The organism is Bradyrhizobium sp. SUTN9-2 (genome assembly GCF_003122645.1).
Lineage (GTDB): Bacteria > Pseudomonadota > Alphaproteobacteria > Rhizobiales > Xanthobacteraceae > Bradyrhizobium > Bradyrhizobium yuanmingense.
On sequence record NZ_LAXE01000001.1, the window covers coordinates 7182978 to 7204220 of the forward strand.

At 65.3% G+C, this 21243-nt stretch carries 19 protein-coding genes and 1 pseudogene; 7 read left to right on the forward strand and 13 right to left on the reverse strand.

Annotated elements, in window-relative coordinates:
• The 4 genes from XF30_RS33300 to ggt all read right to left on the reverse strand — a co-directional run.
• Nucleotides 1-1295 (reverse strand): xanthine dehydrogenase family protein molybdopterin-binding subunit (locus XF30_RS33300; protein ID WP_146207816.1); only part of this gene is annotated, 1295 nt, incomplete at its 3' end.
• A gap of 2 nt (nt 1296-1297) precedes the next feature.
• Nucleotides 1298-2314 (reverse strand): FAD binding domain-containing protein, encoded by a 1017-nt coding sequence (locus XF30_RS33305; RefSeq protein WP_109145028.1) that lies wholly within the window; start codon nt 2312-2314, stop codon nt 1298-1300.
• A gap of 4 nt (nt 2315-2318) precedes the next feature.
• Nucleotides 2319-2933: a (2Fe-2S)-binding protein gene (locus tag XF30_RS33310; RefSeq protein ID WP_109145029.1), complete on the reverse strand. Its 615-nt coding sequence runs from the start codon at nt 2931-2933 to the stop codon at nt 2319-2321.
• Nucleotides 2934-3099: 166 nt separating this feature from the next.
• A complete protein-coding gene (gene ggt / locus XF30_RS33315; RefSeq protein WP_036024766.1) occupies nt 3100-4686 on the reverse strand; it encodes a gamma-glutamyltransferase in 1587 nt (528 codons plus the stop codon).
• A gap of 196 nt (nt 4687-4882) precedes the next feature.
• On the opposite strand from ggt, the gene trhO reads away from it, so the two are divergent.
• Nucleotides 4883-5650, forward strand: a complete 768-nt coding sequence (gene trhO / locus XF30_RS33320; RefSeq protein ID WP_109145030.1) for an oxygen-dependent tRNA uridine(34) hydroxylase TrhO — start codon at nt 4883-4885, stop codon at nt 5648-5650.
• Nucleotides 5640-5858, forward strand: a complete 219-nt coding sequence (locus XF30_RS33325) for a SlyX family protein (RefSeq protein ID WP_036024763.1) — start codon at nt 5640-5642, stop codon at nt 5856-5858. Before trhO ends, XF30_RS33325 begins: the two co-directional genes overlap by 11 nt.
• 6 nt (nt 5859-5864) lie before the next feature.
• Here XF30_RS33325 and XF30_RS33330 read toward each other — a convergent pair whose 3' ends face one another.
• Nucleotides 5865-7766, reverse strand: a complete 1902-nt coding sequence (locus XF30_RS33330; protein ID WP_109145031.1) for a diguanylate cyclase — start codon at nt 7764-7766, stop codon at nt 5865-5867.
• A 174-nt stretch (nt 7767-7940) separates the two neighbouring features.
• Nucleotides 7941-8156 carry a hypothetical protein gene (locus XF30_RS33335; protein ID WP_036013926.1) on the reverse strand — a complete coding sequence of 72 codons (216 nt, stop codon included), beginning with the start codon at nt 8154-8156 and terminating at the stop codon, nt 7941-7943.
• A 106-nt stretch (nt 8157-8262) separates the two neighbouring features.
• On the opposite strand from XF30_RS33335, the gene hemE reads away from it, so the two are divergent.
• The gene (hemE, locus tag XF30_RS33340; protein ID WP_109145032.1) at nt 8263-9297 is read left to right on the forward strand and encodes a uroporphyrinogen decarboxylase; all 1035 of its coding nucleotides are present in this window, start codon (nt 8263-8265) and stop codon (nt 9295-9297) included.
• Nucleotides 9298-9561: 264 nt separating this feature from the next.
• Here hemE and hemC read toward each other — a convergent pair whose 3' ends face one another.
• The 3 genes and pseudogenes from hemC to XF30_RS33355 all read right to left on the reverse strand — a co-directional run bounded on the left by hemC (nt 9562) and on the right by XF30_RS33355 (nt 12838).
• A complete protein-coding gene (gene hemC, locus XF30_RS33345; RefSeq protein WP_109145033.1) occupies nt 9562-10542 on the reverse strand; it encodes a hydroxymethylbilane synthase in 981 nt (326 codons plus the stop codon).
• A gap of 25 nt (nt 10543-10567) precedes the next feature.
• A pseudogene (locus XF30_RS33350) lies at nt 10568-12194 on the reverse strand (GMC family oxidoreductase).
• A gap of 53 nt (nt 12195-12247) precedes the next feature.
• Nucleotides 12248-12838 carry a TetR/AcrR family transcriptional regulator gene (locus XF30_RS33355; protein ID WP_109145034.1) on the reverse strand — a complete coding sequence of 197 codons (591 nt, stop codon included), beginning with the start codon at nt 12836-12838 and terminating at the stop codon, nt 12248-12250.
• A gap of 101 nt (nt 12839-12939) precedes the next feature.
• On the opposite strand from XF30_RS33355, the gene XF30_RS33360 reads away from it, so the two are divergent.
• Nucleotides 12940-13305 (forward strand): nuclear transport factor 2 family protein, encoded by a 366-nt coding sequence (locus XF30_RS33360; RefSeq protein ID WP_036013913.1) that lies wholly within the window; start codon nt 12940-12942, stop codon nt 13303-13305.
• Between the two features lie 11 nt (nt 13306-13316).
• Here the strand turns inward: XF30_RS33360 and XF30_RS33365 are convergent, their stop codons facing one another.
• Entirely contained in the window at nt 13317-14327 is a 1011-nt protein-coding gene (locus XF30_RS33365) for a hypothetical protein (protein WP_225186851.1), read from the reverse strand.
• Between the two features lie 203 nt (nt 14328-14530).
• Here XF30_RS33365 and XF30_RS33370 point away from each other — a divergent pair, with 203 nt between their 5' ends.
• The 3 genes from XF30_RS33370 (at nt 14531) to XF30_RS33380 (ending at nt 18156) form a co-directional block, all read left to right on the forward strand.
• Entirely contained in the window at nt 14531-15091 is a 561-nt protein-coding gene (locus tag XF30_RS33370) for a TetR/AcrR family transcriptional regulator (protein ID WP_463671658.1), read from the forward strand.
• A 71-nt stretch (nt 15092-15162) separates the two neighbouring features.
• Nucleotides 15163-16023 (forward strand): DMT family transporter, encoded by an 861-nt coding sequence (locus tag XF30_RS33375; RefSeq protein WP_036013915.1) that lies wholly within the window; start codon nt 15163-15165, stop codon nt 16021-16023.
• Between the two features lie 171 nt (nt 16024-16194).
• Nucleotides 16195-18156, forward strand: coding sequence for a putative bifunctional diguanylate cyclase/phosphodiesterase (locus XF30_RS33380; protein ID WP_109145036.1), 1962 nt, complete (start codon nt 16195-16197; stop codon nt 18154-18156).
• Between the two features lie 165 nt (nt 18157-18321).
• On the opposite strand, the gene XF30_RS33385 is transcribed toward XF30_RS33380, so the two are convergent.
• The 3 genes from XF30_RS33385 to XF30_RS33395 are packed head-to-tail and all read right to left on the reverse strand — an operon-like array spanning nt 18322 to nt 21119.
• Complete coding sequence (locus XF30_RS33385; RefSeq protein ID WP_109145037.1) at nt 18322-19302, reverse strand: PDR/VanB family oxidoreductase; 981 nt, start codon at nt 19300-19302, stop codon at nt 18322-18324.
• Between the two features lie 11 nt (nt 19303-19313).
• Complete coding sequence (locus XF30_RS33390) at nt 19314-20066, reverse strand: GntR family transcriptional regulator (protein WP_036013918.1); 753 nt, start codon at nt 20064-20066, stop codon at nt 19314-19316.
• A gap of 3 nt (nt 20067-20069) precedes the next feature.
• Nucleotides 20070-21119 carry an aromatic ring-hydroxylating dioxygenase subunit alpha gene (locus XF30_RS33395; protein ID WP_109145038.1) on the reverse strand — a complete coding sequence of 350 codons (1050 nt, stop codon included), beginning with the start codon at nt 21117-21119 and terminating at the stop codon, nt 20070-20072.
• Nucleotides 21120-21243 lie beyond the last annotated feature (124 nt).

Genomic DNA, 21243 nt, shown 5'->3' on the forward strand with positions numbered 1-21243 from the left:
TCGCCGTCGGATATCGATTTCGGCTGTGGCGAGCGCTGCGACCAGCCGAACGCCTTGGCGGCTTCGTCGAAGCACGCCATGAGCGATCGCGACGTGTAGGGCTTGCCATCGATGGGATCCCTGGTGGCGTCGTTGATGCGGCGAAGCTCGACTGGATCCATGTTCAGTTTCACCGCGAGCTCGTCCAGCGCGCTCTCCAGCGCGAACAGATACGGCACCTCGGGGGGCGAGCGCATGAAGCCGGGCGTGTTGCGATCGGCACGCACAATCGAGACCAGGCTGTCCACGTTCGGGCAGGCATAGAGCCGCGTGGTGGTCTTGGTGCCGCCGACGCAATAGGCGTCGGGGCGCGAGGAGACTTCGGCCCCCTCATGCCTCAAGGCGACCAGCCTGCCGTCGCGGCTCGCACCAAGCTTGATCTCGTGACGGGTCTCGGCGCGATGAGTGGTAATGGTGAAGCCCTGGTCGCGGGTCGGGACCAGCTTAATCGGACGGTTCAGGCGCCTGGCCATGGCGGCGATGATGGCGGTGCGCGGCGTCATCGAACCTCGCGAGCCGAATCCGCCGCCGACATAGGGATTGACCACGCGCACCTTGTCGGCGTCGATGCCGAGCTGCTCTGCCACGCCGTGCTTCAGGCCATGGACATACTGGCTGCCCTCGTAGATGACGAGATTGTCGCCCATCCAGGTGCAGCTGGTCGTGAACAGCTCCAGCGGATTGTGATGCTGCGTCGGCGTCTCGTAGGAGGCGGTCAGCTTGACCTCGGCCGCGTCGAACGCCTTGGCGAAATCCCCGACCTTCGGGTCTTCCTTGAACTGCGAGTTTTGTCCTTTCGCGGCGGCTGTCGTCGTCCCCGGCGAATCGAAAGTCGCGCTGGGCGTAGCAGCGCTATAGCTGACCTTGACGCGGTTGGCCGCTTCGCGCGCGGCCTCGTAACTCTCCGCCACCACCACGGCGATGATCTGGCCGTCATGGGCGATCTCGGCCGATTTCAACGGCTGGATCGTCGTGCCGGCATAGCCGCCATTGCTGTACAGTTTCGACTCGTTCAGCTTCGGGGCGTTCTCGTGCGTGACGATCTCGATCACGCCGCGGACGCGCTTGGCATCGTCGAGGTCGAAGCGGTCGATCCGGCCCTTGGCGATGGCGCTGGTGACCAGGAACGCGTAGGCCGGATTGTCCAGCGGCATGTCCGAGGCATAGGTCGCCCGCCCCGTCACCTTTGCGGCCGCATCATAGCGCGGCACGGGCTGCCCCATATTCGTCCTCGGCCCGGGAGCTGCAGCGGTCATGGTCAGATCTCCATCGTTACGGCCTGCTGGAGCGCGCGTGCCACGACACGCTTGCCGAGCGCAATCTTGAAGCTGTTGTGCCGGCGCCCGCGGGCGTCTGCGAAAGCTGCATCGGCGACGCGCTGTGCCAGAGCTTCGTCGAACCTCTGTCCCTTCAACAGCGCCTCGGCCTCACGCGCCCGCCACGGTACGGTGGCGACGCCACCGAGCGCGACGCGCGCGTCGCGGATCGTGCCGTCTTGGACGTTGAGCGCGATCGCGGCTGACGACAGCGCGAATTCGTAGGATTGCCGGTCGCGGGCCTTCAAATACACGGAGCGTGGCCAGCGGCCGGAGATCGAGAACGCCGAGATCAGCTCGCCGGGCTGAAGCGCAGTCTCGATGTCGGGCGTGCTGCCTGGTGCCCTGTGAAGCTGCGCGAACGGCATGCTGCGCGTACCGGCCTTGCCGGTGATCTCGACCATGGCATCGAGCGCGATCAGCGCCTGCGCGAAATCGCCAGGATACGTCGCGATGCACTGATCGGAGGTCCCGAGCACCGCATGAATGCGATTGACGCCGTCCATTGCGGCACAGCCGGAGCCTGGATTGCGCTTGTTGCAGTTCTCATAGGAGACATCGCGGAAGTAGTTGCAGCGCGTCCGCTGCATCACGTTGCCGCCGAGCGTTGCCATGTTGCGCAGCTGGGCGCTCGCGGCGAGCTTCAGCGAATCCGCGATCACGGGATAGAAGCGCTGGATCTCGGCGTGCGCGGCGACGTCGGACATCTTGGCGAGCGCGCCGAGGCGCAAGCCGTCGCCGCCTGGCGCGATCGCCGACCAGGCGGGGGCCAGCGGATTGATGTCGACGATCGCGGTGGGTCGCATCACGTCGAGCTTCATCAGATCGATCAGGGTGGTGCCGCCGGCAAGCGGCTGCGCCGCCGCCTTCGTCAGCGGATTGTTTGCAGCTGCGGCGACGCCGAGCGCCTGCACGGCCATGTCGGGGTCTGATGCTCTCTGATACGAAAACGGTCGCATGCGCCTAACCTTTCATGATCTCGGGCGCGGCCTGCTTCACGGCGGCGACAATGTTGGGATAGGCTGCGCAGCGGCAGATGTTGCCGCTCATATATTCGCGGATGTCGGCCTCGCTGCCGGCATGGCCCTCCTTCACGCACGCGATCGCCGACATGATCTGGCCGGGCGTGCAATAGCCGCACTGGAACGCATCGTTGTCGATGAAGGCCTGCTGCATCGGATGCAGGCGGTCGTCAGTGGCGAGGCCTTCGATGGTCGTGATCTCCTGTCCCTCGGCGGCGAGTGCCAGCGTCAGGCACGACAGCACACGGCGATCGTCGATCAGCACCGTGCAGGCGCCGCACTGGCCGTGATCGCAGCCCTTCTTGCTGCCGGTGAGCTTGAGATGTTCGCGCAAGGCATCGAGCACCGTGGTGCGCGCATCGATGCTCAGGCGCTTGTCCTTGCCGTTGACGTTCAGCGTGACCTCGACGGGAAGCGACGGATCCTGCGCGGCCGGCGCCCGGGCATCCTCCGACGCCGCGCGCGCCGTGATCGGGATCAGCGCGCTGCCCGCCGCGCCGGTCATGAAGGCGCGCCGGTCGAATCCGGATGATCTGGAACCTGGTTTGTCGGGCATGGCAGGCCTCCGCCGCTGATCTGCAAAGCAGCGCACGCCTGCACCGCTCATCGCCCCTTAACCTGGAGCAATGGGCGCAGTTCCGATGAGAGAAGGGCGGCGCAGCAAATGCCGCGCCGCCCTTGGTCAACTTTTCCTGATCTCGCGTGGGGAACTGCGCCGGCGATCAATAACCCAGCGCGCAGCCGTCCTTGCGCGGATCGGAGCCGCCGGTGAGCGTACCCTTGTCCCAATCGATCCAGATCGCCTGGGCACCGCCGAGCGGGCCGACCACGCTGGTGGTCTTGTGGCCGAGCTTCTTCAGGCCCTCGACGACGGCCGCCGGCACGCTGTCCTCGAGCTGATACTGTCCCTCGTAGTGCAGGCCGCGCGGCATGTCGATCGCCTCCTGCACGTCGCAGCCGTAGTCGAGGATGTTGGTCAGGAGATGAGTCTGGCCCGTCGGCTGGTACTGGCCGCCCATGACCGCGAACGACATCGTGGAACGGCCGCCCTTGGTGAGCAGGCCCGGCATGATCGTGTGCAGCGGGCGCTTGCCGCCTTCGATGCAATTGGGATGGCCCGGCTGGATTCGGAAGCCGCCGGCGCGGTTCTGGAACAGGACACCGGTCTTGTTCGAGACGATCGCCGAGCCGAAGGAATGCGCAACCGAATTGATGAACGAGCAGACGTTGCGGTCCTTGTCCACGACCGTGATGTAGATGGTCGAGGGATTCATCGGCGGCGCGACGTTCGGCAGGTCGAGCATGCCGTCCAGGCGGATCTTGCTGATGTACTCGTCGGCAAAGCCCTTCTCGAGCATCTCGGCGACGTTGATCTTCATGTGCTCGGGAGAGGCGACATGCATCTCGCGGTTCATGTAGGCGATGCGTGCCGCTTCCGCTTCGAGATGGAAGCGCTCGACGCTCACGGGCGCGTACTTGGTCAGATCGAACCGCGACAGGATGTTGAGCATCAACAGCGCGGTGACGCCCGGGCCGTTCGGCGGGCACTGCCAGACGTCATAGCCCTTGTACATGGTGCCGATCGGCGTGGTCACTTCGGTCGTGTGCGCGGCGAAATCGTCGAGCGTGTGCAGGCCGCCGATGCCCCTGAGGGTCTCGACCATGTCCTCCGCGATCTCGCCCTTGTAGAACGCGTCGCGGCCGTCCCTGGCGATCGCGCGCAGCGTCTTGCCGAGCTCGGCCTGGCGAATGACGTCGCCGGCGACCGGCGGCTGGCCGCCCGGCAACAAATAGCGCACGGTGTTGGTACCGTTCTTCAGCTTCTCGAACTGGTTCTTCCAATCGAAGGCAATCCGGGGCGCGACGACGTAGCCCTCCTCGGCCGCCTTGATCGCGGGCTGGAGCAGCCGGTCGAAGCCGAACTTGCCGTGATCGCGCAGCACGGTCGCGAAGGCATCGATCACGCCAGGGATCGAGACCGCATGCGCCGAGGTGAGCGGCACGGAATTGATCTTGCGTTCGAGATACCAGTCGGCATTCGCCGCCTTTGGCGCGCGGCCGGAGCCGTTATAGGCGACGATCTTGCCCTCGCCCCGCGGCTGGATCAGCGCAAAGCAATCACCGCCGATGCCGGTCGATTGCGGCTCGATCACGCCGAGCAGGGCCGAGCCGGCAACCGCCGCGTCCACCGCGGTGCCGCCCTCGCGCAGCACCTCGATCGCGGCGAGCGAGGCCTGCGGATGCGAGGTCGCCACCATCGCGTTGGTGGCGTGGACCGTGGACCTGCCGGGGAAATGGAAGTTTCTCATCGAATGTCTTGCTCTCTTGGCCGTCGGCGCGGTTGGCGCGCCATCTCGAAAACCGCGTCTACATGGCACATTCCCGCCCCGCGGGGCAATGCTGGCATACCAGGAAAATGGCTGCTATCCGCTGGGCGTATGGACCTTTTGCAGGCTCTTGCGATGCGGGTTTTCCGGGCGCGAGCCGCCTGCTAAACGAGCGGCCATGACGTCCAGCAATACGCCTTACAAGGTCTGCGCCTTCTATCAATTCGTCGCCCTCCCGGATTACCGCGAGCTGCGCGAGCCGCTGCGCGCCTGCTGCGCCGGCCTTGGGCTGAAGGGCAGCGTGTTGCTGGCGCAGGAGGGCATCAACGGCACGGTCGCCGGCGCACCGGAGGCGATCGAGGCTTTCGCTCACGAGCTCGCACGCGGCGACATGTTCGGCGGCAGGCTCGACAATCTCGAATTGAAATTCTCCGCCGCGGAGGCGATGCCGTTCGGACGGCTGAAGGTGCGGCTGAAGAAGGAGATCGTCACCCTGGGCGATGCGGCCGCCGATCCGACGCGTCGGGTCGGCACCTATGTCGATCCGCACGAATGGAACGCGCTGATCGCAGCACCCGATACCCTCGTGCTCGACACCCGCAACGCCTTCGAGGTCGCGATGGGCACGTTCGAGGGCGCGCTCGATCCCGGCATCAAGAGCTTCGGCCAGTTCAAGGACTTTGCCGCCGAGCAGCTCGATCCGGCACGGCACCGCAGGATCGCGATGTTCTGCACCGGCGGCATCCGCTGCGAGAAGGCGAGCGCGCATCTGCTCGCACGCGGCTTTGCCGAGGTCTATCATCTCAAGGGCGGCATCCTGAGATATCTGGAAGACGTGCCGGAGGCGGAGAGCCGCTGGCGCGGCGAATGCTTCGTGTTCGACGAGCGCGTGGCGCTCGGCCACGGCTTGCGCGAGCGAAACAAGGACGTAACGCGTGACGAATGAGATCAAGACGCTGAGCGAGCGCATCGACACGCTGGAGACGCGCCTCGCCTATCAGGACGATACGATCGAGACGTTGAACCAGACCATCACCGCGCAGTGGAAGCAGATCGACAGGCTGACGCGGCAGATCACCGAGCTCAATGCTCGGCTGCAGGACGCCGAGGCAAATGCGCCAGGGCCTGCCAACGAGCCTCCCCCGCATTATTGAACGGTGTTACTGGCCGGACGCCTTGGGCAGCAGATCCATGACCTCGCCGGACATTACCAGGCGGTTGCGGCCTGCGGCCTTGGCGGCATAGAGCGCCCGGTCGGCAGCTTCGACCAGCGCAGCGACCCCCGCGGTTCGTTCGAACGCCGGCCGGCAGGCTGCGCCGCCAAGCGAAGCGGTGACGCATCCAGCCGCCTCATTGCTGCCATGCACGAGGCCGGCCTCGTGAATGGCGTTGCGGATCCGTTCGCCGATCCGGGCGCAGCCGGCGGCATCGATGTTCGGCAGCAGCATGGCGAATTCCTCACCGCCGTAACGCGCCGCCAGATCGCCGGCGCGCTGCGCTTCGGCCGCGATGATCTTGGCGATCAGGCGCAGGCAGGCATCGCCCGCGGGATGGCCATATTCGTCGTTGTAGGCCTTGAAGTGGTCGACATCGATCATCAGCAAAGCAAGGCTGGAGCGGTCGCGATAGGCACGCGCCCATTCCTCCTTCAGGCGCTCGTCGAAGCGGCGGCGATTGGCAAGGCCGGTGAGGCTGTCCTCGATCGCAAGCGTCTCGAGCCTGGTTTCCAGCCTCTTGTGCTCGGTGATGTCGCGGGAGATCGCGACCACGCCATCGACCTGGCCATTGTCCTTGCGCGTCACCCGCATGGTCGATTCGAGCCAGATCTCGCCGTTCTGCCGATGCGAGTTGCGGTAGGTGAGACGCGCCTCCTCCTTCTCACCGCGCTTCATCGCGTCGACGATCGCCTGGACTTCCGGCAGGTCCTCCGGATTGATACCCGCGAGGGCCGGCGAACCGACCAGTTGATTGGGACGCCAGCCGACGATGCGGACCGACGAGGGCGAGACATAACGCAGTCGCTCATCGAGGCCGATCCGCGTCACCATGTCGCTGGAGCCTTCGGCGAGCAGGCGGAAATGCGCCTCCGTCTCGGTCAGCGCGACAGCCATGCGCTGGCCGCGCTGCAACTGCCGCACCAGCACGCCGCCGATGACTGCGATCAGCATCACCAGCGCGAACACGTAGAGCATGCGGGAGATCGCCGCCGCGCGCCACGGCGCGAGCAGCTCGTCCTTGTCGACGGTGGCGAGCAGGAGGAGCGGGAACCGACCGCTGCGATTGAAGAAGCTGACGCGTTCGACACCGTCCAGCGACGAGGTGAAATGATGGGCGCCGCTCGGCCGTTGCAGGCTCGGCTCGCGGAACAACGGCTTGTCGGCGACGCTGCGCCCGACGAATGTCTCGTTGCTGGGATTGCGCGCGACGATCAGTCCGTCGCCATGCGCCAGTGACACGGAGCTGTTGCGGCCGATCTCAAACTGCTTGTAGAAGTGCGACAGATAGTCCGAGCTGATGGTCGCGAGCACCACGCCGCCGAAGCTGCCGTCCTGCTTGCTGAAGCGGCGTGACAGGGTGACGACCCATTCGCCGTCCAGCAGGCTCTTCACGGGACGGCCGACATGGGCCTCGCGCTTCGGCGAGAGCTGGTGATGTCGGAAGAACGCATCGTCGCTGAAGGTCGTGCCGATCGTACCGGGTGAGGTCAGCCAGTTGCCCTGATCGTCGATGATGGCGAGGCTGTGAATGCGCGCGATCGCCTTCTTGCGCACATCCAGCAAGGTGCGCAGCTTCGCGATCGTGACCGGTGCGGTGCCGTCCATCTCCAACCGGCTGACCACGCCGACGACACCGGAATCCAGGAGATCGAGGCTGTCTTCGGCATGCTGGGTCAGCGAACGGGCCACGTTCGCCATCTCCATCTCGGCGGCCTTGAGCACCGCATCGCGTGCCGTCCATTCACGCCAACCGCTGACGCCGAGGATCGTCGCGCAGGTCAGCGCCACGAAGGCCGCCGCGCGCAGCGGCAGGCGGCTCCATCCGGCTCGTTGGGTAGCGCTCATGTGGCAGGGTTCTCCGATCGTTCGGAAACCTCTGCCGCTTCTGTTATTTAATTCTGAAATCGCTACCGGACTACGCGGCGGTTTCCGCCCTTTCCAGTAGTCTTACGGACGCGGCGATCGGTGCATCGCTAACAAGACATTAGCGGGCCGATCAGAATCCGGCGCCCGCCGCCGCTAGCTGAAGATGGCCTTGACCTTGGCCCAGAGCGAAGGATGCTCGGCATCGGCGTCGGCCTTCGAGGGCGTCGGCTGCGCCACGCTCACGGGATCGGACGCTGGGAACGTGTCCCTCAGCCCGTCGTCGAGCTTGGACTGCCGATCGGCAGCGAGCGCCTCGCGCAGGTCTTCGGCGTGCTTGTCGTGCGGCGCGGGATTGAATGTCTCAGCCATGATCTCCTCCATTGGCTGGTCAACGCGGCCCGATCATCCAGGTTCCCCTGTTCCGCTGCGGGCCGCGGCGGTGTATCAGGAAGCACAACCTGCTTCAGGACCATTCGTGCCCCAGTCTTCGACGAAACGCTTCATCGACGTCCTCTCCGGCCAGCGCCGGAGCGTCCCGCCCATGTGGATGATGCGCCAGGCCGGGCGCTACCTGCCGGAATATCGCGAGGTGCGCGCCAAGGCGGGCGGCTTCCTCGATCTCTGTTTCAACCCGGAGCTTGCCGCCGAGGTGACGCTGCAGCCGATCCGAAGGTTCGGTTTCGACGCGGCGATCATCTTCTCCGACATCCTGGTGATCCCCTATGCGCTCGGACGTTCGGTGCGGTTTGAGGCTGGCGAGGGCCCGCGGCTCGAGCCGCTGGACGATCCGGCCAAGGTGGCGACGCTGGCGACGCGCGCCGACTTCGGCAAGCTGGAGCCGGTGTTCGAGGCGCTGAAGATCGTGCGCGGCGCGCTCGATCCCAGGACCGCCCTGATCGGCTTCTGCGGCGCGCCGTGGACGGTGGCGACCTACATGGTCGCGGGCCACGGCACGCCGGACCAGGCGCCGGCCCGGATGATGGCCTATCGGCATCCGGAAGCCTTCTCGCAGATCATCGACGTCCTGGTCGACAACTCGATTCAGTATCTGCTGGCACAGCTCGCCGCCGGCGCCGACGCGTTGCAGATCTTCGACACCTGGGCCGGCGTGCTGCCGCCCACCGAGTTCGCGCGCTGGTCGGTCGAGCCGACACGGCGCATCGTGGAGGGCGTAAGGGCCAAAGTGCCGGACGCGAAGATCATCGGCTTCCCGCGCGGTGCGGGCGCGCAACTGCCCGGCTATGTCGAAGCGACCGGCGTCAATGCCGTCAGCATCGACTGGACCGCGGAGCCCGCCTTCATCCGCGAGCGGGTGCAGAGCAAGGTCGCGGTGCAGGGCAACCTCGATCCACTGGTGCTGATCACGGGCGGCGCCGCGCTCGATGGCGCGGTCGACAACGTGCTGGCCAATTTTGCTGCCGGGCGGCTGATCTTCAACCTCGGCCACGGCATCCAGCCGGAGACGCCGATCGCCCATGTCGAGCAGATGATCCGGCGCGTGCGGGGGTGAGGGCCGTCTATCCACGTCGTCATGGCCGGGCTTGTCCCGGCCATGCACGCCTTGCCATGCGACGCGAAGAACGTGGATGCCCGGGACAAGCCCGGGGATGACGAGCCGTTGTGATCGGGTCTTGCAAGAAGTGCAAAAAACAACCCCATGCACAGTAGGCAAGTCGTTGAAAATATTAGGCGGGCATGACTCGCCCGTGCGTTTTGACTTGTCGGGCAAAACAGGTGCAAAATGACGTCATCAGAGATCGTGATTTCGGCATGCTTACCGCGGCCGGCTGCGCTCGATGATCTCCGCCGCACCCTTCGTCAGCAGGTCCAATCCCACCGCGCGGCCGAGCTCGCGCGGACGGTTGGCCGGCCCCGTATGCGAGGCTTCGATGATGGTGTTGCCGGAGAGATCGAGCACCGAGGCGGTGAGCGACATCCGATCGCCCGTGATGGTCGAGAAGCCCGCCACCGGTGAATTGCAGTGGCCGTTGAGCACCCACAGCACCTCGCGCTCGGCGTCGGCGGAGGCGTGCGCAGCGGCGTCGTCGATCGACGACAGGATCTGCCGCGTCTGCCAATCCTGCGCGGCGCATTCGACCGCGACGATGCCCTGCCCTGCCGCCGGCAACATCTCCACTGCTGTGAATTCGTACGCGATGCGGTGGGACAGGCCGACGCGATCGAGGCCCGAGCGCGCCATGATCAGCGCATCGGCGGGCCCCACAGCGCCGCCATCCGGCAGGCGCTGTTTCTCGCCATTGTCGAGCTTGCGCACGCGCGTGTCGGCGGCGCCACGGAAGTGGATCACCTCGACATCAGGGAACAGCCGCCGCGCATAGGCTGCACGGCGCACCGCGTTGGTGCCGATCTTGAAACCCTTGCCGCGGGACTGCCGCAGCGCCTCCAGCGTCACATCCTCGCGCAGCACCAGCGCATCACCAGGCGGATCGCGCGACAGCGTGGCACCGATGACGAGACCCGGCGTGTCCTCGTTACCAGGCATGTCCTTTAACGAATGCATCGCCGCCTGGAGCTCACCCGACAGCACGGCGGCGCGGATCTGCGCCACGAAGGCGCCGCCTTTGCCGCCATGCGGCAGCAGCTTGCTGGTCTGGTCGAGATCGCCCGTGGTATCGAATTTGACGATCTCGACGTCGAGACCGGGCACCGCGGCGGTCAGGCGGCGCGCAATCTCTTCCGTCTGTGCCAGCGCCATGGCGCTCTTGCGTGTGCCGATCTTCAGTCGCGTAGCCAAGTCCGGATCCTTTCAAAGCGCGAAACTAACGCGCATCCTCCAATATCATGTCGGAGGCCTTTTCGGCGATCATGATGATCGGCGCATTGGTGTTCCCTGACACCAGATCGGGCATGATCGAGCCGTCGACGACGCGAAGGCCGTCGAGCCCCCTCACCTTCAGCCGCTGATCGACCACCGCGAGCGCGTCATTGCCCATACGACAGGTCGAGGTCGGATGATAGATGGTGCTGCCGCGTTCGCGGCAATAATCCAGGATCTCGGCATCCGAAGATACTTTCGCGCCGGGGTCGTACTCGCTGACCACGAACGGTTTCAGCGCCGGAGCGTTCAGGATCTTGCGCAAGATCTTGATGCCCTCGACGTTGGTGGTGCGATCGGTCTCGGTCGACATGTAGTTGATGCGGATTTCCGGCGGCACGGCCGGGTCGGCACTCTTGATGCGGAGGGAACCGCGACTTTCAGGACGGAGCTGGCAAACCGAAGCGGTGAAGCCGGAGAAATCGTGCAGCTTCTCGCCCATCTTGTCGGTCGAGAACGGCAGGAAATGAACCTGGATGTCGGGCGAGGCGAGGCGCGGACTGGTCTTGAAGAAGGCGCCCGCCGTGCCGGCTGCGATCGTCAGCCATCCCTTGCGAAACAGCGCATAGCGTGCGCCGGCCATGGTGCGGCGAAGCGGATGATTGATGGTGTCGTTGAGCGTGATCTTCTGCGAGCAGCGCATGACGATGCGGACCTGCATGTGATCCTGCAGATCATGCCCCACGCCGGCAGCATCGAGCACCACCTCGATGCCATGCTTGCGCAGGAGATCGCCGGGCCCGACGCCGGAGAGCTGAAGCAGCTGCGGCGAGTTGTAGGCGCCGCTCGACACGACGACTTCCCGCCGCGCACGGGCGCGGCGCAAGGTGGCGCCTTGCCGGTATTCGACGCCTGCGGCTCGGCGCCCTTCGAACAGGATGCGCTGAGCGTGGGCGGAGGTCTCGATCTTCAGATTGCTGCGCGCCTTCGCGGGACCGAGATAGGCCACCGACGTCGAGGCGCGCCGGCCGTTGCGCGTCGTGGTCTGAAACAGGCCGACGCCTTCTTGGGTCGCGCCGTTGAAATCAGGATTGTAGGGCAGACCGCTCTCGACGGCAGCGTCGATGAAGGCCTTCGACAGCGGATCGGTCACGATCATGTTGGACACCGGCAGCGGCCCGCCCGTGCCGTGATACTGGTCGGCGCCGCGCGACTGGTTCTCGGCCTTCTTGAAATAGGGCAGCACGTCGTCATAGCCCCAGCCGGTGTTGCCGAGCTGGCGCCAGCGGTCGTAGTCCTCGTGCTGGCCGCGGACATAGAGCAGGCCGTTGATCGAGCTCGATCCGCCCAGCGTCTTGCCGCGCGGCTGGAACACCTGGCGACCCTTTCAGCTCCGGCTCCGGCTCGGTCTGGTACATCCAGTTGACGCTCTTCTCCTTGAACAGCTTGCCGTAGCCGAGCGGGACGTGGATCCAGATGTTGGAATCCTTCGGGCCGGCCTCGAGCAGCAGCACGCTGTGCTTGCCGTTCGCGGTGAGGCGGTTGGCAAGCACGCAGCCGGCGGAGCCGGCGCCGACGATGATGTAGTCGAATTCGGGATCGGTGGGTGTGAGGGCGGAATTTGCGTTCATGCGCTACTGTTCTTCTTGTTAGAGCGGGCGTTTCGAGTTTGTGAGTAGCACACTCAGGCCTTGACGCGCAGCGCCTCGACCAGCGACTTGAACGCACGGGCATATTCCGCGCCGGCCTTGGCGATATCGGCGCGGCCGGCGCAGGCGACCGCGGCCTCCGTCACCGCGCCGAGCAGCAGCCGCGCCAGCGGCTCGACCGGCTGCCGCGCGATCAGGCCGGCCTCCATCGCGGCGGAGAGCGCACGCGGCATCTTGCCGCCAAAGTGCTGCGCGTCGATCTCGCGCCAGCGCTCCCAGCCGAGCACGGCCGGCCCGTCACGCAGAATGATCTGGCCGGTCGGCCCCTTCGCGGTCGCGGCAAAGTAATGCTGGGTGCCGGCGACCATGGCGGCGAGCACGTCCTTCTCGGCGCGTGCCGTGCGGTCGATCTCGGCAACGAGGTCGCGCGACACCTGGTCGAACACAGCCTCAAACACCGCCTCCTTGGTCTTGAAGTGATGATAGACCGCGCCTTTGGCCACCGAAGCGCCTTCGGCAATGTCGTCCATAGTGGTCGCGGCAAAGCCTTGCGTCCCGAACAGGCGCCGCGCCGCCGCCAGGATCGCCTCCGATGTCGCCGCCCGCCGCTCCGCCTGTTTGGCCATAAGCTCTCGTCTAGTCGAATTCGCGAGAGCCGGCCAGTTGACTTTTCGACTATCGGTCGGTAATTACCGACTATCAGTCGGTTTTAAATTGTGAGGTCACCATGCCGAGCCGTGAGATCGTGGAAGCCTTTGCGAAGCGGCTGGAGGATGGCGACTTCGTCGGCGCGATCCTCGACTACTACACCGCTGATACCGCGACCTATGAGAATCTCGCCGCGCCGGTGGTCGGGCGCGACAAGCTCGCGGATAAGGAGCGCGGCGTGCTGGCGGCGTTCAAGGAGGTCACTGCCGTGCGCCTCGGCCCGAGCCTGATCGATGGCGACGTCGTCGCCAGCCGCTGGAAGTTCTCCTTCACCGACGCCGAGGGCGCGACGCGGACGCTGGAGGAGATCGCATGGCAGACCTGGCGAGGCAATGAGATCATCGAGGAGCGCTTCTTCTACGATCCGAAGCAACTCGGACGCTGAGCGGGATTCCCCTATCGGTACAGCATGACCACGGCCAGACCGACGAGAGGCGCAAGAAACTGAACGGCCTGCCACCGAGAGCCATCGATCGACCACCGTCCGTAGAAGACGGTGCCGCCGCGTTGGGGCGGCGATGCCGGTTGATCCCGAAATGTCTTCCACCGCGCCTCGGCAGGCCCGAGAAAATCTTCCGCTTTGACCGCCATGTCGGCGCTGCTCAGCACCACCTGGATCGCCTCGCCTTTCGGCTGGAACATGGCCTCGGCCCCGGGTGGCGAGAAGAAGCTGCGCTTCGGGGCGATATGCTGCTCATAGAAGTTTTGACCGACCGTGACGGCCGCAGCGTATGGACTGACATACGGCACCCCCGAGATGCCGGGAACGACCAGATGGCCCACCCCGCGCACCTCCTGCCAGGGAATGAAGAGACCCTTGAGCCATGGCCTGTGAAAGTGGATGCCCGCGGAAGACATGGAGACGACCGCCCGATCCGCGTAGAAGTGCCGGTAAGCTGAAAACGCGATCCATCCGAAACCCAGATAGAGCAACATCCAGCCGAAAACGTTCAGCGATGGGTTCACGAGATGAGTCCAATAGTGACTGCGCATCGTGCCGACATAGCTGGAGCCGCCGCTTGGCCCGCCGACGAATACGCTGATCACACCGATCAAGCCGGAGACGATGATCAGGACCAGGACGCCGATCAACAACTCAAGCAGCAAGGGCAGGCCGGACCGCCCGATCAGGCTCGTCAGGGCATAGCCTGCGAATGCCAGCCCCAGCAGAGCCACATAGACGACTGCCAAAACCGCTCCATTCTGGCCGCGGCTCTCTGCGTGAAGCGCGATCGCAAGGCCGGCGACGCAAGCCCACATGGCCCAGGGAAGGCGGTCCATCCGCCATTTGTCCATCGTGTATTCGACCGTTGCCGACACGTCGGCTGAAGGCTCGCTCATGGACAGGCCCTCGGAATTTCGAACGCATCCGGTGCCGACGCGGCGCACGGTGGCCTGCCGGTCCACGAAACGTATCACGCGATCGAGGGGGCGTCTCGATCCGCTGACGAGAAGAAAACATCAGCGCAGATTCCGGTGTTGAGGTCCGGATAGGAGGCTGATGATCCCCGGAGCTTGGCCTTGTCATTTAATGACTGATCGGTCTATATATTGGCATGAGGCAAAATACTGCAACGCCGATGCCCCGTGGCCGGCCGCGAAGTTTCGACGTGGACGCTGCCGTCGAACGCGCGATGGATGTGTTCTGGTCGCGCGGCTATCACGCCACGGCGCTGCCAGATCTCCTTCGCGCGACCAGGCTGTCGCGGGGCAGTCTCTACGCCGCTTTCGGCGACAAGCATTCGCTCTTCTTGCGCGCGCTCGATCGCTACATCGCGGATGCCTTGGCGCGGATGGATGTCGAATTCGATCCCCGGAACGATCCGGTCGACGGCCTGCGGGCCTACCTGGCCGGCTACGTCGAGCGCACCAGCGGAAGCAACGGCCGGCGCGGATGTCTCCTGGTGGCCACGGCCATGGAATTAGCTGGCGGAGATGCCGACGTCGGTCGACGCGTTGCGGGCTTCTTCAAGGCGATGGAGGCCAAAGTGACCGATGCACTGTCCCGCGCGAAAGCGGCGGGCAGGTTGGCCGATGGTGTTGAGCCCGCAACGGCCGCCCGGGTTCTCGTCTGTTTCGTTGAAGGGCTGCGCGTGGTCGGCAAGACGGCACCGGCACGGACCACATCGCAAGCGGCCGTCGACGCTCTCATCGGTCGTTTCGTCAGGTAAGCAACCCGTGACGCCTCCGCTGATGGTGCGCCCATATTTGGACTGATCGGTCTTTAAAAAGGACATCCGCCGTGTCTGCCATCCAGATCGTCTGCGCGATCGCCGTTCCCCTGATCTGGGGTTATCAGTTCGTGGCCATCAAAGTGGGCGTTGCGGAGTTTCCACCGCTCTTCTTCCTCGCACTGCGCTTTCTGGCCATTGCGCTGCTGCTTGTTCCGTTCGTGGACAGGCCCACGCGTCAACAGCTCGGCCCTGTCGCAGCTATTTCGCTCTTCCTTGGTGGACTGAATTTCGGGCTGTTCTACGTTGGCCTCGGGCTCGGCTCGGGAAGCATATCGGCCGTCGCATACCAACTCGCCACGCCCTTCACGGTTCTGTTGGCCTGGCCGCTGCTGGCGGAGAGACCGTCACTTGCCACCTGCGCCGGAGTGATGCTTGCATTCGTCGGCGTGACCGTGCTGGCGGCGGAGCCGGGCCAGTCCACCAACCCGCTTCCGCTGCTGCTTGTAGTCGGAGCAGCTTTCGCCTTCGCGGTGTCCAACGTCTTGACGAAGCGTTATGGCCCCTTCGATCCCTTGATGTTGATGGGGTGGTCCTCGCTGCTCACGGTACCGCAGGTCATGTTGATGTCGCTGCTCCTTGAACATGGACAAGCGGCGAGCCTTGTGACGGCGGGCGAACTTGGCTGGCTGGCGCTCGCCTACACGATCTTCGCCGGGGGAATTGTCGGGTTTGGCCTCTGGTTCTGGCTGATCGCCCGTTGCTCGATGGTGCGCGTCGCGCCCTTCGGTCTGCTACTTCCGGTGTTTGCCTTGCTTTCGAGCGTACTGTTTCTCGGCGACCGGCTTACGCCCAAGCTGATCGTCGGCGGACTGCTCGCGATCTCCGGGGTCGCCATCACCCAGCTGAGACCGCGCCCCCGCCCCGTTTGATGTCCGGCCTGTCGGGCATTTGTATCGATTTGTTATCGATACTGCGTGAAGAGCACGCAGTAGTGGTCGCGGCCGGCGCGGCAAGCGGGGATAATTCATAGTTCGTCAAAGGTTTACGGCGAATTCTCCGGATCGAGCCGAAAAGAACGGCCCGTGCTGCTAGGCTATTGAATGCGGACTCAAACGACCAGCTATGTCGCACGGCTGTTCGCCGGCGATCTGTCGGCCTTTGGCGGTCCCGCAACGGACGAGGCCGTGGCCGGGCATATCCGCGCCGAGCAGATGTCGCTGGTGCTCGGCTATTCGGTCGGCATCATGCTGGCCAATGCCTGCAACGCCATCGTGCTCGCCATCGCGCTGTGGCAGTCGCCGGACAGGATGCCCGCCCTGATCTGGGCGGCGGCTGTCGCCGCCGCCGCGATCGGATTTGGCCTGCAATCCCACGTCGCGCGCCGCATCACCAAGCCGCAATTCGTCTCGCGTCGCGCGATGTACCGGCTGGTGCGCAACGCCTTCATCCTCGGCGCCGCCTGGGGCATCGTCCCGGTCGCCTTCTTCGCCGACGCTTCCAGCGGCGGCCAGCTCGTCATTACCTGCCTGTGCGCGGGCATGCTGGCCGGCGGCGCGCTCGCCTTCGCCACCATTCCGATCGCGGCGATCGCCTTCACGGCGCCGATCTTCCTCGGCATCGCCATCTGCCTCGGCCAGAACGGCGATCTCGCCTTTCTCCTCATCGCCTTTCTCGTCGTGGTCTACGGCAGCGTCCTTTTGCGCGGCGTGTTCGTCAATTCGTTCTCGTTCGCCCGGCGCATGATGCGGCAGATCGAGGCCGAGCGCACGGTGCGGCTCGATCCCCTGACCCACCTGCCCAACCGCGTCGCCTTCAACGAAACGCTCGATGCCGCGCTCAAGCGGCTGGCGCTATCGGGCGAGGAATTCGCGGTGCTCCTGCTCGATCTCGACCGCTTCAAGGAGGTCAACGACCAGTTCGGCCATCCCGCCGGCGACGAATTCCTGGTCCAGGTCGCCAGCCGCCTGCAACGCTGCACGCGCGCCGCCGAGCACGTCGCGCGGATCGGCGGCGACGAGTTCGCGCTGGTGATGGCCAATCTGACACGGCCCGAGGATGCGCTCGAGATCGCCGAACGCTTCGTCGCGGCCTTCAGCGAGCCGTTCCAGATCGAGGGTCGCCAGATCGTCGGCGCGACGAGCGTCGGCATCGTGCTGGCGCCACGCGACGGCAACACACCGCTCGACCTCATGAAGAATGCCGACGCCGCGCTCTACCGCGCCAAGAAGGCGGGGCCGGGCACAGTCTGCTTCTTCGAACAGGCCGACGACAAATCGTCCCGCGAGCGCAAGGCGCTGCAAGCGGACCTCGCAGGCGCGATTGCGCGCAACGAGCTGTTCCTGGTGTTCCAGCCGTTCCTCGATCTCGGCACCAACCGGATCACCGGCTTCGAGGCGCTATTGCGCTGGCAGCATCCTTCGCGCGGGCTGGTTCCGCCGAGTGAATTCATACCAGTCGCCGAAGAGACCGGGCTGATCCACGAGATCGGCGAATGGGTCATCCGCCGCGCCTGCGCGACGCTGGCGAATTGGCCCGAAGACATCAGGGTTGCCGTGAATTTCTCGGCCGCGCAATTTCACAACACGGCCATCCTCCAGACCATCGTGCAGGCGCTCGCCGAGGCCAGCATCGCCCCGCATCGGCTCGAGATCGAGATCACGGAATCGATGCTGCTGGCGAAATACGGTTCGGCCGCGACGGTCCTGAACGCGCTGCTGGAGCTCGGCGTCACCCTCGCGCTCGACGATTTCGGCACCGGCTTCTCCTCGCTGACTTACCTGCGCAAGCTGCCGTTCAGCCGCATCAAGATCGACCAGTCCTTCATCCGCGACATGCTGGTGCAGCCGGACTGCGCGGCCATCGTGAAATCGGTGATCTCGCTTGCGCGCGATTTGCGGATCGGCGTCGTGGCGGAGGGGGTCGAGAGCGCCGACCAGCTCGAATATCTCAGGCAGATCACTTGCGACGAGGTGCAGGGCTATCTGATCAGCCGGCCGGTGGCCGCGGACGGGGTGATGGCGCTGCTGGAGACGAAGAAGTACCGGGCGATTTACGCGGCGTAAGCACCAGTTTGGGATGCTCACGGTTCGACAGCGTCATGGCTGGGCATAGCCGTCCGAAGGACGGCGTCGCTTCCGCTCGCCTATGTCCCGGCCATCCACGCCTAACCTCACGCGGAAGAACGTGGATGCCCGGGACAAACCCGGGCACGACGACCTTTCCCAGTGTCAAACCGCATCCGCCCGCAGCAGCGTGTCCACCGTGATGGTGCCCCGCGCGCGGGAGACGCAGGCGCAGATCTTCTGGTTGCTCTGTTTCTGATGGTCGCTGAAGAAGACGTCGCGATGGTCGATCTCACCGTCGACATCGACCACGTCGATGGCGCAGAGGCCGCATTCGCCGCGCTTGCAATCGGATATCACCTCAAAGCCGCTGGCATTGAGCACGTCGAGCATCGAGCGCTCGCGCGGGATCTCGAGCTCGACACCGGAGTCCTTGAGGCGCACCCTGAACGTTTCGGTGGGCAGCGTGCCGCTGGAGCCGAACGTCTCGTAGCGGAGATCGGGGAGCGGATGGCCGGCGCCGATCCAGGCATGGCGTGCGGCGTCGAGCATGCGCATCGGGCCGCAGAACAGCGCTAGCGTGCCTTGCGGCAATGAGGCGAACAGGGCGTCCATATCGAGCCGGCTGCCTTCGTCGCTGGCATGAACGACGAGGCGATCGCCAAGCATCGCGGCGAGATCGTCGAGATAGGCGGCCTCGCGGCGCGAGCGTACGGCATAATGCAGCGTGAGATCCGCCCCGCGCCGCGCCAGCGCCTGCGCGGCGCCGAAGATCGGGGTGATGCCGATGCCGCCGGCAATCAGGCAGTAGTTCTCGCGCGCCCAGTCCACCGCAAGCAGCGAGGCGGGCTGGGTGATGTCGAGCCGCGCGCCCGGCTGCAAGGACCACATGTAGCGGGAGCCGCCACGGGAATCCTCAGCGCGGCGCACAGCAATTCGGATGCCGTGCGACGAGGCCTCGCCGACCAGCGAATAGGACCGCGTCTCCGGCAGGCCGTCGATGGTGACGCTGACATTGATGTGGCTGCCGACCGGATAGGCCGCGGCCTCGAACTGATCCGGCTTGATCAGGAATTCGCGGACGTTCGGGGTGAGATCGCGGGTGGCGACGAGCGTTGCCGGGGTCCAGGTCTCGATGAAGCGCATGGTGACTGCCCTCAATCGGTTGCGGTCTTGATCAGCGCGAGCGCCGGCAAGAGGTCGAGATGGGTGCGGTTGCGCAGCGCGAGCCTCAGGTTTCGCACCGCGAGCCGGGCATGCTCGCGCATGACGGCCTCGGCGCGCGCGCCTTCGCGGTTCTCGATGGCGTCGATCACGACGCGATGGTGCTCCTGGGCGATGATCAGGATCTGCTGTGCCTCCGGCAACGCCGATTGCGCCATCACGAAGCCGCTCGGCGAGGCAAACGGCAGCGCCGAGGCGCGGTCGATCTGCCGGATCAGCGGGGGGCTGCGCGACAGCTCCGTGAGCTGGGCGTGGAAGCGCGCATTCAGCGCGACGTAGGACGAGAAAGCATCGACCGAGATCGGGACCTGCCGCAGCAGCTCGTCGATCGCAGCAAGGCACTCCTTCAGCGGCTCGAGCTCGCGCGCAGAGACGCCGCGCTCGGCGGCAAAGCGCGCCGCCAGGCCTTCCAGCGTGCCGCGCAGCTCGATGGAATCGGAGATGTCGCGCTCCGAAAACGCCTTCACCATGAAGCCGCCGGAGGGGATCGCCTCCAACAGCCCCTCCTCCTCCAGCCGCACCAGCGCCATGCGCACCGGCGTGCGCGAGGCGCCTGTGGTCTCCACCGCCTGAAGCTCGGAGATGCGCTCGCCGGGGCGCAAGGCGCCCGACAGGATCTGGTCGCGCAGCGCGAGCTGCGCCTTCACGGTCTGCGAGATGGAGCGGTCGACCTCACGCTCGGCCATGTTCTACTCCGCGGCCTGAAGGTGCTTTGGGGCGTTTTCCTTCGCCACCATCCGATCGATCAGCTTGCGCGACCACATCGCGCCGGCGTCGATGTTGAGGTTGTAGAAGATGCGGTCGGGGTTTTCGTCCATCGCGCGCTGCTGCGCTTCGAGGATCAGCTCGTCCTCGCGGAAGATGCCGGAGACGCCCTCGCGGATCTCGGTGGTGAGGCGCTGCTCACTGATGCGATAATTGCGGACGAAGGACCAGAAGTAATGGCAGGTCTTCTCGGTCTCCGGCGTGATGGTGTTGAGCACGAAGCCGTTGACGCCCTGCGAGCGGTCGCCTTCCGGCGCACCGGTGCCCGTCGGCGCGACGCCGACGTCGATCGCGATGGTGCACGGCGCCTCGAAGCGGATGATCTGCCAGCGGTCGACGAGGCCGGGCTTGCCGAGCTGCTTGGCCCAGAACGGCGGCGGCTCGATGCCGCGCATCCAGCGCGTCACCGTCACCGTCTTCTCGCCATGGGTGACGTCGAACGGCGCCTCGGCGACGGCATCGTTGCCGATGGAGGAGCCGTGCACGAAGGTCTCGTGGGTGAGATCCATGAGATTGTCGAGCACGAGGCGGTAGTCGCAATTGACGTGGATGGTCTTGCCGTCGCCGGCCCAGGCCGGGTCGTGATTCCAGTGCATGTCAGGGACGAGCGCGGGATCGGCGAGCGCGGGATCGCCCATCCAGAGCCAGACGTAGCGGTGACGCTCGACCACGGGATAGGCGCGCACGCAGGCCGAGGGGTTGATGGTCTCCTGCGAGGGCATGAAGGTGCAGCGGCCCTGCGCGTTGTATTTCAGGCCATGATAGCCGCAGACGACGGTGTCGCCTTCGAGCCGGCCCTTGGACAGCGGCACCAGGCGATGCCAGCAGGCGTCCTCCAGCGCGGTCACCGCGCCGTCGGCCTTGCGATACATCACGACATGCTTGCCGCAGATGGTCCGCGGCAGCAGCGCAGCCTTGACGTCGGCGTCCCACGCCGCGGCGTACCAGGCGTTCATGGGGAAGGGTTTTGTCATGTCTCACTCCCACGGCTTATGAATACGTTATGTATACAATAGCTGAGGGATGGAATTGTTCAAGATGGAATAAGCTTTACCTTAATACCTTTATCCTCGTGATTGTATACATAACGGGGGAATG

Excerpts from the sequence above, each read along its gene's own strand:
- XF30_RS33355 (WP_109145034.1), bottom strand. The coding sequence starts at position 12,838 with ATGGCCAAACAGGCGGAGCGGCGGGCGGCGACATCGGAGGCGATCCTG.
- XF30_RS33305 (WP_109145028.1), bottom strand. The coding sequence starts at position 2,314 with ATGCGACCGTTTTCGTATCAGAGAGCATCAGACCCCGACATGGCCGTG.
- XF30_RS33330 (WP_109145031.1), bottom strand. The coding sequence starts at position 7,766 with ATGAGCGCTACCCAACGAGCCGGATGGAGCCGCCTGCCGCTGCGCGCG.
- XF30_RS33335 (WP_036013926.1), bottom strand. The coding sequence starts at position 8,156 with ATGGCTGAGACATTCAATCCCGCGCCGCACGACAAGCACGCCGAAGAC.
- XF30_RS33310 (WP_109145029.1), bottom strand. The coding sequence starts at position 2,933 with ATGCCCGACAAACCAGGTTCCAGATCATCCGGATTCGACCGGCGCGCC.
- XF30_RS33390 (WP_036013918.1), bottom strand. The coding sequence starts at position 20,066 with ATGGCCGAGCGTGAGGTCGACCGCTCCATCTCGCAGACCGTGAAGGCG.
- XF30_RS33360 (WP_036013913.1), top strand. The coding sequence starts at position 12,940 with ATGCCGAGCCGTGAGATCGTGGAAGCCTTTGCGAAGCGGCTGGAGGAT.
- XF30_RS33385 (WP_109145037.1), bottom strand. The coding sequence starts at position 19,302 with ATGCGCTTCATCGAGACCTGGACCCCGGCAACGCTCGTCGCCACCCGC.
- trhO (WP_109145030.1), top strand. The coding sequence starts at position 4,883 with ATGACGTCCAGCAATACGCCTTACAAGGTCTGCGCCTTCTATCAATTC.
- ggt (WP_036024766.1), bottom strand. The coding sequence starts at position 4,686 with ATGAGAAACTTCCATTTCCCCGGCAGGTCCACGGTCCACGCCACCAAC.
- XF30_RS33395 (WP_109145038.1), bottom strand. The coding sequence starts at position 21,119 with ATGACAAAACCCTTCCCCATGAACGCCTGGTACGCCGCGGCGTGGGAC.
- XF30_RS33380 (WP_109145036.1), top strand. The coding sequence starts at position 16,195 with ATGCGGACTCAAACGACCAGCTATGTCGCACGGCTGTTCGCCGGCGAT.